A 12139-nucleotide genomic window follows, 5' to 3' on the forward strand; every position below is an offset into this window, starting at 1 on the left:
TCAGAGCGTCCGCTCGTAGACCACGGTGCCGTCGAAGACGGTGAGGTCGATCGGTATGCCGGGCAGATCGTGGGGATCGACGGTGGCCAGGTCGGCGGCCAGCACGCAGAGGTCGGCCACCTTGCCGACCTCGATCGATCCCTTCCAGTCCTCGGCGAAGTCCTGCCGGGCCGGATTGATGGTGTAGGCGCGGATCGCGTCGGCCAGTCCGACACGTTGGTCCGGCCCACTGATCCGGCCGGTGGCCTTGGACTCGCGCAGCAGCATGGCGGCCACCCCCTGTCGCCAGTCCGGGATGGTGATCGGCGCGTCGGAGCTGGCGCAGACGTTCACGCCGGCGTCGAAGGCCGCCCGTACCGGCCACTGGTAGGCCGACCGGGCCGGGCCGACGAGCTCGTCCATCAGGTCGGAGATGGTCCATTTGATGGCCGGGTTCATGTTCACGCCGTACCCGTGCTCGGCCATGACGGCGAGGCTGCCGGCACCGATGAAGTCGCCATGGATGATGTAGTGGCGGGCGTCGGGGCGCGGATGGGCCCGGTCGGCGCAGACCAGCGCGTCCACCACGGTGTCGATCGCGCGGTCTCCGGTCACGTGGACACCGACCTGATAGCCGGCTGCGTGCGCGATCCGTACCATCTCGCGGAGCTCTTGCTCCTGTGCGGCCGCGGTGGTGCCGTGTACGCACAGGGCTCCGTGCCCGCCGCCGGTGTATTCCTCGCTCATCCACGCGGTCCGGTTCGGTGGCACCCCGTCGCCGAAGATCTTCACGCCGAGCACCCGTAGCCGGCGGGGATCGGCCGGCTGCGGCAGCGCGTCGGCCAGCCCGGCGGCCAGATCGGCCGCTGACCCGCCCATCGGAGCGGGCAGCAGCAGCACGCTGACGCGGGCGGCCAGCGCCGCGTCGGCCGCCAGTTCGGCGTACGCGGTCAGGTTGTCGGTGCTGAGCCCGCCGAACAGGGTGTCCGTTCCGCCGACGCCGAGGCCGGGTTCGGTGTAGCTGGTGATTCCCCGGGTGTGCAACTCGGTGATCACCGTTTCGATGGCGGCGCGCCGCTGGGCGACGGTGGGTTTCGGCAGGTGCTGCTGGACGAGGATCTGCGCCGCTTCCCGGAGGATCCCGGTCGGCACACCGTCGTCGTCGACGTCGATCGTTCCGCCGGGCGGTGCCTGCCCGGCGGCGGTGATTCCGGCCGCTCGCAGTGCGGCGGTGTTCGCCCAGACCATGTGTGCGGAGAAGTCGTTCAGGCAGACCGGGTGATCCGGTGCGACCCGGTCCAGGTCGTGCCGGTGAGGCAGGCGCTGCGGATCGGTGGTGCATTCGGTGAGATAGCCCGGGTTCCAGCCGAGCCCGACGAGCCACGTGCCGGCCGGGGTCGCGTCGGCGGCGCGGGCCACCGTGGCGGCCACGTCGGCGATCGACCGTACCGCGGGATAGGCGAGGTCCAGTGCGAACGGCGGTCGCGACATCCCGTACGCGGCGCCGTGCAGATGCGAGTCGTTGATGCCGGGAAGCACGGTCCGTCCGGCCAGATCGATCAGGCGGGTGGACGGCCCGGCCAGGGGTCGCACGAGGCTGTCGGAGCCGACGGCCACGACGTGCCCGTCGCTGACGGCGACCGCCTGTGCGATGGAGAACCGCCTGTCGACGGTGAGGACCGTGCCGTTGAACAGGATCAGATCCGGCTCGTCAGTCATCGACGAACTCCTTCGCGGTGTGGCGTGGCGGCATGCCGCACGGTTTGCAGTCGTGGTGCCAGAGTGGCCAGCCCGGCACCGACGATCAGGGCGACGCCCTGGGCGATGAGCTGCCAGAAGGTGGGAACGCTGAGCAGGGTCAGGCCGTTCTGCAGCGCGCCGAGGAACAACACGCCGAGCAGCACGCCGAAGATCGATCCGGCGCCGCCGCTGAGTGCTACGCCGCCGAGCAGGACCGCCGTCAGCACGGTCAGTTCGAAACCGAGGCCGGAGGTGCCGGAGGCGACACTGTCCAGCACCGACGCCTTGATCGCGCCGGCCAGGGCGGCCGCCGCGGCGGTGACCACGAACAGGGCGGCGGGGGTACGGCGAACGTTGATCCCGGAGAGATGGGCGGCCTCCCGGTTGACGCCGATGGCGAAGACGTAGCGTCCCGCCGGGACGAGCGCGAGGAAGGCCGCCGCACCGGCGAGGACGGCCGCGGCGATCACGATGGGCGCGGCGATGCCGGCCAGTGCCGCGCCGCCGAGCCAGGCGAATCCGGTGCCGAAGTTGCTCAGGGGGAGCGGGAACAGTTGCTGGCCGAGGCCCCGTACCGCGGTGAGCATGCCGAGCGTGACGATGAACGACGACAGTCCGGCATGGCAGCACAGAAGGGCGTTGAGTGCGCCCACCGCGGCACCTGCGGCCAGTGCGCCGAGCACGGCCACCGGCAGCGAGTGTCCGTCGGCGGCCAGCCATCCGGCGACCAGGCCGCCGAGGGCGAGCGTCGAGCCGACGGACAGGTCCAGGTAGCCGCTGATGATCAGCAGGGCGAGCGGTGCGGCCACGATCGCGATGGTCGCGGCGTCCAGGGCGATGCCGCGCAGGTTGACGGGATCGAGGAAGCTGCCGGTACTCAGGTGGAAGGCGAGGGCCAGAAGGACCAGCAGCGGCAGCATCGGGTGGCGCAGGGCCGCGGCCCGGCCGGTGTCGGCGACCAGCCGTCGGCGTGGCAGTGGCGGGTCGATCGTGGTCATCGGGCGGCTCCTTCGGCGGATGGCGGCGACGCGGCGTGGGCTGCCGCCAGCAGGGCCGCCTCGGTCAGTCGGGGCCTGGAGAATTCCGCGGTCACCCGACCGCCGGCGATCACCAGGCAGCGGTGGGCGAGAGCGACGATCTCCTCGGGGTCGGTCGAGGCGAACAGAACGGCGGTTCCGGCGCCCGCGGCCTGTTCGGCGACGACCCGGTAGATCTCCTGGCGGGAGCCGACATCGACGCCCTGTGTCGGCTCGTCGAGCAGCAGCAGTCTCGTGGTGCGAGACCGGTTTACCCAACGGCCGAGCAGGAGCTTCTGCTGGTTTCCGCCGGAGAAGGCCGCGGCCGGCGTTTGCGGTACGGCCGGCCGCAGCCGCAGGGCCGTCGCGGTGTCGGCGAACAGCCGTCGTTCGGCGCGCCGCCGGCGCAGGCGGTGACGTGCCAACGGGCTTAGTGCGGGCAGCAGCACGTTGTCCGCGGCGCTGAGCGAGCCGAACAGGCCCTGGCTGCGCCGGTCCGCCGGCACCAGGGCGATTCCCGCGGCGAGCGCATCGGACGGGTTCCGGAGGGCGACGGTCCGGCCGTCGACTCGTATCGTGCCGCGTATCCGGTGGCGCCGGCCGAACAACGTCTCGATCAGGCGGGTACGGCCGGAGCCGATCAGCCCGTACAGGCCGACGATCTCGCCCGCGTTGACAGTGAGACTCACCGGCCCGAACCCGGGTCCGGTCAGATGGTCGACTTCCAGGCGCAGCGGGCCGGGAGTGGGCACGCCGCCCGGCGGCGGCGCAGCGGCGGACTCTCCGGCGATCGCCGTGACGAGTTCGGTACGGCTGCGCCCGGCGGAGTGATGGCTGACCAGTCCGTCGCGCATCACCGTCACCGCGTCGGCCAGCCGTTCCACCTCGGCCAGCAGGTGCGTGACGTAGACGATGGCCAGGCCTTGAGCGCGGAGGTCGTCGACGCACGCGGCCAGTGCGGTGCTCTCCGCGGTGGACAGTGCTGCGGTCGGTTCGTCCAGTACGAGCACGGAGGCGCTGCGGTTGAGTGCCTTGGCGATCTCGACCAGCTGACGTTGCCCCATCGGCAGGTCACCGACCCGGTCTGCGGCCCGGCAGGAAGCGCCGACCCGCTGCAGCAACCCGGTCGCCACCTCGCGCTGAGCGCGCCGGTCGACTATTCCGGCGCGGGTCCATTCCTGGCCGAGGAAGATGTTCTCGGCCACGGTGAGCGGTTCGACCACGCTCAAGTGCTGGTAGATGATCGCGACACCCGCCGAGATCGCCGTTCGGGGAGTCAGTCGCGCGTACCTGGTGCCGCCGACCTCGATCGAGCCCGCGTCGGGAGCGAACGCGCCTCCGAGGCACTTGATCAACGTCGACTTGCCGGCACCGTTGTGGCCGAGCAGGGCGTGCACCTGACCGCCCGGAACCCGCAGATCGACACCATTCAGAGCGGGTACGCCGTTGAAGGTCTTCACCAGAGCGGTGACCTGGAGACTCATGGCGTGGCTCAGGAGTTCTGCGCGATCAAGTCGTCGATCTTCGTGCCGTCGGCCTGCTGGAGCAGGGTGATCGGCAGGTCGACGCTGGGATCGGGTTTACCGGCGGCCACGGCCAACGGCACCTCGACGACGGCGGCGGCGATGTCGTTCGGGGCGAGTGCCGCCGAGGCCCGGTAGAAGCTGCCCTGCTTGATCGCCATCAGCGAGGGCACCGCGCCGTCCTGCCCGCCGACGAAGGTCCGTGCGTCGGTCAGTGCCCGGCCGGCCTGCTGCAGGGCCTTGAATCCGCCGTAGGCGGCGGCGTCGGTGACTCCCAGGATGATGTTGAGATCGGGATGCCGGGCCAGCAGCGCCGATGACTTCGACAGGCCGGTGTCCGGGTCGATGGCCTGTTCCTGCGCTACCACCTCGACATTCGGTGCGGCCTTGGTGAACGCGTCGACCATGCCCTTGGTCCGGTCACGGCCGAGTTGGATGGTCTCGTCCACGAGGAAGGCGATCTTGCCCTTGCCGCCCAGGTTCTCGTCGGCCCATCGGGCGGCGGCCTCCCCGAGCAGGGTGCCGCCCTTGAGGAAGCTGAACTGGATGTCGGCACTCTGGTTCTGCAGCGTTCCGCCGTAGGTGACCCAGATCAGCCCGGCGTCCAGTGCCGCCTTTGCGATCTTCTCGGTCGCCTCGAAGACCATCGGGAACGACACGATCGCCGGGATCCCCTGGCCGACCCAGGTGCTCAGGTTGGTGATCTGCGCGTCGACTTTGGCCGCGTCGTTGGTGGTGACGACCTCGACGCCCTGTCGCCGGGCCGCGGCTGTGGCCAGCTTGACCAGGGTGGCGTACAGGGGCAGTTGTGTGAAGGGGTAGTCGAAGCCGATCTTCGTGACCGGTTTCGGGCCGGAGGAGGCCGAGCCGGTGGATGTCGGCTGCGTCTGCGGGCCGCTGCACGCGCCCAGAGCGGTGGCGGCGGTCATCCCGCCGGCCAGGGTGAGCAGGTTACGGCGTGACAGGCTCCGGCCGGCCGGCGGCAAGGGGTGGCTGAGGAAGGAAGTCATGATGAGGCCTCTCGGGTTTCCGGCCCTGTGTCGGTGCCCTTGACAGCGGGGTCCGGGGTGCCGAGAAGCAAAGCGCGGACCCGGTCCGCGCCGCATCCGTAGGAATACCGAATTCCTTGTCCTGACCCACGCCGCGGCCTATCGTTAGGGCCCGAACGTTATCGGCTGCCCTCGCCGGGGAGGCTCGGTTTGCTCACCCATCGCCAGATCGCAGTCGCCACCCGACTGGGCATGCTCACTCGGGAACGCGACGTCGCGGCAGCCTGCCAGGAGGCGCTGAGCGCACTCGGCGAGGCGATCCCGGCGGACGCGGTCACCCTGGTCGGAGTCGACCCGACAACCGGCGGTCACCTTCAGTTCGCCGGCATCGGATACCCGGCCGCGGTCAGCAACCGGTTGGCCGAAGAATTCGCCCGGACCCCGTGGCACCGCAAGATCCTGAACCGCGATCTGCCCGAATCCATCTCCGACGAGGCGGGCCAGTCGTTCCGGCAGGGCTGGTTCTATGCCGAACACGTCAGGCCGGCCGGCTACCGCGACGCCATGACCGGGGCGCTGCGCCACCAGGGCCGCTACGTCGGCCTGGTCAATCTGTCCACCGGCCGGGCCGACGTGTTCGGCACCGACTGCCGGCGTCTGCTCGCCGCCGTGATGCCGGCACTGGCCGTGCTGGCCGACCGGCTCGCCTGGGCGGGCGACACCGACGACAGGGCGGTGGGCCCCTGCGCCTCGCTGATCGCCGGTGACCAGGTGGTGGACATGCCGGGCCGCACTCGTCCGCCGATGCTCGACGATGTGACGTTTCGTCAGCTGGTCCACGAACTCGCCCGATGGCCCGGCCGTCGGCTGAGCCTGCTGTGGCCGGTCGGCCGCGACTGGTTGCGGGTGAACCTCAGACACCAGCACCTTGCCGGATCCCGCCCGGCCATCCTCGTCGACGCACGGCCGGTCGATCTTCCGTACACCTTGAGCCCGCGCGAACTCGAAGTGGTGACCCGGGCCGCGATGGGGCAGACCAACCCGGCGATCGCCCACGACCTGTTCCTGTCACCGCGCACCGTGCACACCCACATCGAGCACATCTTGCGAAAGACCGGAGCGAACTCACGGGCGGAGGTGGCGGCCATGGCCATCCGAGACGATCTCATGCGCTTCACCGCCGGGATGACACCCGGCCCATGGCTGAGATCCTTCGCCAAACCGGACATGACCCGACCGTGAGCTGACGGCACCGGCACGATCCCTCTCACCGGACGTCGGCTCGCCGCCCCTTATCTCCGTCACGGGTGCAGCGGAAACGTGGCCCAGATGTGTTTGGTGGTGGCGGTGGCGTACCAGCCGACGTCGAGTGAGAAGGATCGCGCGAGTTGGAGTCCGCGGCCACCGGCATGCAACGGCCGGGTGTCGGCCAGTTCGGGCACGGTGCTCAGGTCACGGTCGGCGACGTCGAGTACGAAGCAGTCGTCGGCCCTCAGCAACCGGACCTCGGTGGGCGGGTGCCCGTGAATGATCGCGTTGGTCGCCAGTTCGGTCGCCACCAGGACCATGCGTTCGGGAACGTCACCGAGGGTGTCGCCGGCCACGAGCGGGTGGCCGGTCAGCGCCTCCTGCAACGCGGAACGGAGGTGGCGGAGCTGTGTGCTGTCGTCGAGGATCCACGCTTGAATCAACTCGGAAACGGGTGGGGGCGGCGATGTCTGCAGTCGGGACACCGCTGGCATATGCCCACTACGCAAGGTTTCCAGGCCTAGCGTCCGCGTGGACGGACCGGGAACCTCCCGACGGCTCCCGGCTGCCGTCAGTAGCCGTATCCGCCTCGGCTTTGTCGCCGGCGGTATCGGCGGCGCGGGTCGTTCATCATCTTGCGGCTCACCCACAGGCCGCCGGCCAGGGCCGCGACCACGACCGCGCCCACCACCGGCAGGCTCACCGACGAGGTGCCGCCGGTGGCGGTGTCGGAGGCCGACAGCACCGGGTTCGCCGCGGCGGTGGTGGCGGTGGCGGCGTTCGGCGGCGGGGCGGTGGGCAGCGCCGCGAAGTCGACGATGCCACTGCTCTCCAGCAGGGTCAGGTGGGTCATCACGAACTGGTTGGCGCGCTGGGCCAGCTTGCGGACGGTGTCGTTGCGGGTGCTGGTCCGGATGGTGGCGATGGCCGGGAAGATCTTGCCGTGCGCGGCGCGGAGCCGGTCGATGTAGATCTGGTCGAACTCCTGGCCGACGGCGGCGTCCTCCATCTCCCGCAGCCAGCCCTGCTGATCCTCGTTCGGCTCGTTCGGCAGCGTGATCTTCAGTTTCTTCGCCGCGTCCCGGGTCAGCTGGTCGAGGACCTTGTGCTGTTCGGCGATGTCCGCGCCGATGCCCTTGACCCGGTTGCTCCTCGATTTGTCCTGCGCCATGTCGCCGGCCGGGATCTCCCACAGACCGGCCAGCCGAACCTTGATCACGAAGTCCTTGTCGGCGGCGGCCAGCTTGCCCTCGCCGGTGTCGGGGACCAGGTTGGTCGGCGGGTCCGGCACGCCCGGCTCGACGGCCGATGCCGCTTGCGGGCTGAACAGGACGAGAGCCAGTGCGGCTATGAGCAACGCGGTCACCCGGCGGGGCGACGCGAACATGCGGACGACGGCGAACACGTGCGCCTCCAGGAACAGTCCGGGGAATTCCGGCTGCCCATGACCACGGATCACCGGGACGCCCGGATCAACGACGTGCCGAGTTGTTCGGGTCCGGAGGCGACGAGTGGTGCGGTGATCGATGAATCAGCTGTCCACCGCCACCCGGATGAGGACCGGCTCCGAGTCGACGACACTAAGGTGTGGTTCATGGCCGGTCCGACGGATGCACGTGCGGAACTTTTCGGTGCGCTGGTCGAGGTCGAAGAACAGTTCGCCTGGGCGGATCTGGACACCTTGCAGACCGCGGTGGACCTGGAGGAGCGCGCCCGGGTCCTCGGCGATGAGGAACTGGTCATGAGGGCCCGCATCTGCCAGGCGAAGATGAGAATGCGCAAGGGCGAGATCGCGGCCGCGGCCCGTCAGGTCCGGGAGATCGAGCAGTGGGGCGTCGTGAACGATTCACCGCCCGTGCGGGCCCGCGCTCATCTGCTCTGGGCGAACCTCGAGCGGCATGTCGGCAGTTTCGCCGAGGCGTTGGAGCATTCCGTCCTGGCGGTGGAGTTACTCGAGGACACCGCGACGGCGAGCACCCGGGTGTGGCATCGAGCCAAGCTCGCCGACGCGTTGGGGCAATTCGATTCGATGGAGCTCGCCCGCAGCCACTATCGGCAGGCCGAGGAGCTTGCGGCCCGCCACCGGCTGTCCTGGCTGCGGATGGCGGTGCTCAACAACTGGGCGTACATGGAGTTGACCTCGGGTTTCTCCCGGGACGCGCACCAGGTGGCCCGGCGGCTCCAGGCTGCGGCCGAGGCCGACGGCTTGGAGTTGGAGGGCGCCGACCTGGACACGATCGCCAACATTCACCTGGCGAACGGCCGGTTCGCCGAGGCGGAGCGGGCTGTCGAGCAGGCGATGGCCTACGACGAGAGCCACGGCGTCGAGGAGGCGGACTCCCGCGCCGAGTATCTGCTCACCCTGGCCGCCGCTCTGCGGGGACAGGGCGAGCACGAGCGGGCGCAGGCATGCCTCGACGCGTGCGGCGACCTCTGTGCGCAGCGCGAGCTGGGTGACGTGCTTGTGCGGTTGTGGCAGGAACAGGCCGAGTTGCATGCCGCCCGCAGTGATTTCGAAGCCGCGTTCGGCATGTACCGGAGGTTCTTCGTCGCTTACCGTGACCAGCACCTGTCCCTGCAGCGGACGCAGGCCCGCGACCGGCACGCCATGTTCGAGGTCTCGGAAGCACGTCGGGACGCGGAACGCTTCCGTGAGCAGGCCCGTCGGGACCAGCTGACCGGCCTGCGCAACCGCCGCTTCGTCGACGAGCAGTTGCCACTGTTGATGAACGGTCCCGACCAGCCGCTCAGTGTGGCGATCCTCGACCTCGACCACTTCAAACTGATCAACGACGGTTTCTCGCACGACGTCGGCGATCGTGTGTTGAAACGTGTCGCCGCACTGCTGGACAACGAACTCGTCGCCGCCCCGCCCGCCTTCGCCGCGCGTCTGGGCGGTGAGGAGCTGCTTCTGGTGCTGCCGGGTGTCGACGCCGTCGAGGCCGGCGCCCGGCTGGACGGTGTCCGGCGGGCGATCCGCGCGTACGACTGGCAGAGTGTCACCGACGGGCTGTCCGTGACGGTCAGTGTCGGGGTGGCGCAAGCCGCCCCGGGCTTCACCCAGGCCGATGTGCTCTCCGCCGCGGACCGATGCCTGTATGCGGCCAAGCACGGGGGCCGCGATCAGGTGGTCGTGGACGGTCACCGGGTTCAGGAGGCGTTGCGACTGTCCTGAACCGCGCGGCCGTGCCGCAGGCCCGGATGGGGACCACGGCGCAGTGGCGACCTCTGTTGCGCTGGGGCCGGTTCACCATGAGTCGGCGGCGATGGGGGAGCGCGGTGGCAGTTCGCCCGAGCCGCGGCGGATCAGGGTGGTGGGTATCCAGTGCTGGCGGGGCGGGCCGGAGTCGCCGTCGATGCGGCTGAACAGGGCCTGGGCCGCGATCCGGCCCATCATCGCCGGATCCTGGGCGATGACGGTGACCGCTGGTTCGAGCAGGTCGGCGAGTGGGAAGTCGTCGAACCCGATCAGCGCGAGCGTGCGGTGCAGGCCGAGGCGGCGTAGGGCCCGCACGGCGCCGATCGTGACCAGGTTCTGACCGGTGAACAGGGCGGTGGGCGGGTCCGGGCGGTGCAGCAGCTCCATGACCGCGCTCTCTGCCGAGAGTGCGGTGTGCAGGTCCGGCAGCACGAGCGCGGGGTCGGGTTCCAGGCCGGCGTCGCCCATGGCCGTGAGGTATCCCTGGTGCCGCTGCCGGGCGGTGGAGATGCGGGTGTAGTCGCCGAGGTAGGCGATCCGGCGGTGCCCGTGGTCGATGAGGTGCCGGGTGGCCTCGGTGGCGCCGATGACATTGGTGGCGAGCACGGTGTCAGCGGGAATGCCGTGACCCGGGCGGTCGACGAAGACGACGGGGGTGTCACCCTGGAACTCGCTGGTCAGGTAGCTCTGATCGGTGCTGGCCGGGGCGATGATGAGCCCGTCGGCCCGGCGCATGGTGAAGGCCCGGGCCAGTTCCCGTTCGCGTTGGGGGTCCTCGTCGAGGCTTCCGGTGAGGACCTGGACCCCGCGGGTACGGGCCTCGTCCTCCACCGCGCGGTGCAACGCCGACGAGAACGGGTTGCTGACGTCTTCGAGGAGCAGGGCGATCGTCCCGGTACGCCGGTCGCTGCGGCGCAGGGTGCTGGCACCCATGTCGGGGCGGTAGTTGAGGGCTTCGATGGCGCTGCGCACTTGCGCCGCCAGCGTGGGGTCGACGGTCTGCACGCCGTTGACGACCCGCGAGACCGTTTTGAGGCTCACCCCTGCGGCACGGGCGACATCGTTCATCCTCGGCCGGCCGCTCCTACCCCCGTCGGGCGTCACTTCGCTTGACACGCTGCTCCTAGCTGGCCTCGTTCGAGAGGCGCAGCGTAGCAATGCCAAGGTGAAGAGACAACGATGTCTCGGCGAGACTCGCCCCGGGGTTGAGTAGGCGCGAACCAGGATCACGGACCAATCCCTGCTGGATTGGTGTCTCACGGAAATCCCGATGTCACATGGTGTTGACAAGCCACACACCGTCGCGTCTACTCCAGGACAACGTTGTCTCAGTCACAGCGATGAACGAAAATCCTTCGCCCGCATACCCTCCTGGAGGCTTCGATGCCCCGTACCCGCATAACCGGCCGTCGGCTCTCGGCGATGGGTCTGGCCGCCGCGCTCAGCCTGTCCGCCGCCGCCTGCAGTGGCTCCGACACCGGTGCGAGCTCCGACGGCAAGCCGATCGTCGGCCTGATCACCAAGACCGACACCAACCCGTTCTTCGTCAAGATGAAGGAAGGCGCGCAACAGGCCGCCCAGCAGCAGGGCATCGAGTTGCAGACGTTCGCCGGCAAACAGGACGGCGACAACGAGGCCCAGGTCCAGGCGATCGAGAACCTGATCTCCGTCGGCGCCAAGGGATTCCTGATCACCCCGAACGACTCGAAGGCCATCGTCCCGGCCATCGACAAGGCCCGCCAGGCGGGCCTGCTGGTGATCGCGCTGGACACCCCGACCGACCCGGCCGGCGCGGTCGACGCCACCTTCGCCACCGACAACTACCAGGCCGGCCTGCTCATCGGCCAGTGGGCCAAGGCCAAGTTCGCCGCCGACGGCAAGCAGGCCAAGATCGCCCTGCTCGATCTCAACGCCAACCAGATCTCCGTCGACGTCCAGCGTGACCAGGGCTTCCTGGAGGGCTTCGGGGTGGACGTCAAGGACAAGACGAAGATCGGCGACGAGGCCGACCCCCGGATCGCCGGACACGACGTCACCGACGGCGCCGAGGACGGTGGCCGGACCGCGATGGAGAACCTGCTGCAGAAGGACCCGTCGATCAACCTGGTCTACACGATCAACGAACCCGCCGCGGCCGGCGCCTACGAGGCCCTCAAGGCGGCCGGCAAGGAGAAGGACGTCACGATCGTCTCCGTGGACGGCGGCTGCCCCGGCGTGAACAACGTCAAGGGCGGCGTCATCGGGGCGACCTCCATGCAGTTCCCGCTGAAGATGGCGTCTCTGGGCGTCGAGTCGATCGCGAAGTTCGCCAAGGACGGCACCAAGCCCACCGCCACCGAGGGCAAGACCTTCACCGACACCGGCGTCCAGCTCATCTCCGACCAGCCGCAGACCGGCGTCGACAGCAAGGACTCCACCTGGGGCAAGGACAACTGCTGGGGCTGA

Annotated in this window: 10 protein-coding genes; 3 read left to right on the forward strand and 7 right to left on the reverse strand. The window is 69.6% G+C overall.

Translation table 11 applies throughout. The features are described 5' to 3' along the window. From Q0Z83_RS12195 to Q0Z83_RS12210, 4 genes are read right to left on the reverse strand one after another with little or no spacing between them, the layout of a single operon-like run. A complete protein-coding gene (locus tag Q0Z83_RS12195; RefSeq protein WP_317793983.1) occupies nt 1-1698 on the reverse strand; it encodes an amidohydrolase in 1698 nt (565 codons plus the stop codon). Beyond that, nucleotides 1695-2717, reverse strand: a complete 1023-nt coding sequence (locus Q0Z83_RS12200) for an ABC transporter permease (RefSeq protein ID WP_317793985.1) — start codon at nt 2715-2717, stop codon at nt 1695-1697. The genes Q0Z83_RS12195 and Q0Z83_RS12200 overlap by 4 nt, the downstream gene beginning before the upstream one ends. Continuing rightward, nucleotides 2714-4219, reverse strand: a complete 1506-nt coding sequence (locus tag Q0Z83_RS12205) for a sugar ABC transporter ATP-binding protein (RefSeq protein ID WP_317793986.1) — start codon at nt 4217-4219, stop codon at nt 2714-2716. The genes Q0Z83_RS12200 and Q0Z83_RS12205 overlap by 4 nt, the downstream gene beginning before the upstream one ends. An 8-nt stretch (nt 4220-4227) precedes the next feature. Continuing rightward, a complete protein-coding gene (locus Q0Z83_RS12210; protein WP_317793987.1) occupies nt 4228-5268 on the reverse strand; it encodes a sugar ABC transporter substrate-binding protein in 1041 nt (346 codons plus the stop codon). 189 nt (nt 5269-5457) lie between these two features. On the opposite strand from Q0Z83_RS12210, the gene Q0Z83_RS12215 reads away from it, so the two are divergent. Next, the gene (locus Q0Z83_RS12215) at nt 5458-6489 is read left to right on the forward strand and encodes a helix-turn-helix transcriptional regulator (protein WP_317793988.1); all 1032 of its coding nucleotides are present in this window, start codon (nt 5458-5460) and stop codon (nt 6487-6489) included. 59 nt (nt 6490-6548) lie between these two features. Here the strand turns inward: Q0Z83_RS12215 and Q0Z83_RS12220 are convergent, their stop codons facing one another. Continuing rightward, nucleotides 6549-6938: an ATP-binding protein gene (locus Q0Z83_RS12220; RefSeq protein WP_317793989.1), complete on the reverse strand. Its 390-nt coding sequence runs from the start codon at nt 6936-6938 to the stop codon at nt 6549-6551. A 128-nt stretch (nt 6939-7066) separates the two neighbouring features. After that, the gene (locus Q0Z83_RS12225; RefSeq protein WP_317793990.1) at nt 7067-7954 is read right to left on the reverse strand and encodes a DUF4142 domain-containing protein; all 888 of its coding nucleotides are present in this window, start codon (nt 7952-7954) and stop codon (nt 7067-7069) included. Between the two features lie 135 nt (nt 7955-8089). Here Q0Z83_RS12225 and Q0Z83_RS12230 point away from each other — a divergent pair, with 135 nt between their 5' ends. Continuing rightward, nucleotides 8090-9670 carry a tetratricopeptide repeat-containing diguanylate cyclase gene (locus Q0Z83_RS12230; protein WP_317793991.1) on the forward strand — a complete coding sequence of 527 codons (1581 nt, stop codon included), beginning with the start codon at nt 8090-8092 and terminating at the stop codon, nt 9668-9670. 72 nt (nt 9671-9742) lie between these two features. On the opposite strand, the gene Q0Z83_RS12235 is transcribed toward Q0Z83_RS12230, so the two are convergent. After that, a complete protein-coding gene (locus tag Q0Z83_RS12235; protein WP_317793992.1) occupies nt 9743-10762 on the reverse strand; it encodes a LacI family DNA-binding transcriptional regulator in 1020 nt (339 codons plus the stop codon). 315 nt (nt 10763-11077) lie between these two features. Here Q0Z83_RS12235 and Q0Z83_RS12240 point away from each other — a divergent pair, with 315 nt between their 5' ends. After that, nucleotides 11078-12139 carry a sugar ABC transporter substrate-binding protein gene (locus Q0Z83_RS12240; RefSeq protein WP_317793993.1) on the forward strand — a complete coding sequence of 354 codons (1062 nt, stop codon included), beginning with the start codon at nt 11078-11080 and terminating at the stop codon, nt 12137-12139.

It is taken from the genome of Actinoplanes sichuanensis, assembly GCF_033097365.1.
Classification (GTDB): Bacteria; Actinomycetota; Actinomycetes; order Mycobacteriales; family Micromonosporaceae; genus Actinoplanes; species Actinoplanes sichuanensis.

What these genes read in the sequence shown, in the direction of transcription:
- Q0Z83_RS12195 (WP_317793983.1), bottom strand. Translation starts at nt 1,698, where the DNA reads ATGACTGACGAGCCGGATCTGATCCTGTTCAACGGCACGGTCCTCACC.
- Q0Z83_RS12200 (WP_317793985.1), bottom strand. Translation starts at nt 2,717, where the DNA reads ATGACCACGATCGACCCGCCACTGCCACGCCGACGGCTGGTCGCCGAC.
- Q0Z83_RS12205 (WP_317793986.1), bottom strand. Translation starts at nt 4,219, where the DNA reads ATGAGTCTCCAGGTCACCGCTCTGGTGAAGACCTTCAACGGCGTACCC.
- Q0Z83_RS12210 (WP_317793987.1), bottom strand. Translation starts at nt 5,268, where the DNA reads ATGACTTCCTTCCTCAGCCACCCCTTGCCGCCGGCCGGCCGGAGCCTG.
- Q0Z83_RS12230 (WP_317793991.1), top strand. Translation starts at nt 8,090, where the DNA reads ATGGCCGGTCCGACGGATGCACGTGCGGAACTTTTCGGTGCGCTGGTC.
- Q0Z83_RS12235 (WP_317793992.1), bottom strand. Translation starts at nt 10,762, where the DNA reads ATGAACGATGTCGCCCGTGCCGCAGGGGTGAGCCTCAAAACGGTCTCG.
- Q0Z83_RS12240 (WP_317793993.1), top strand. Translation starts at nt 11,078, where the DNA reads ATGCCCCGTACCCGCATAACCGGCCGTCGGCTCTCGGCGATGGGTCTG.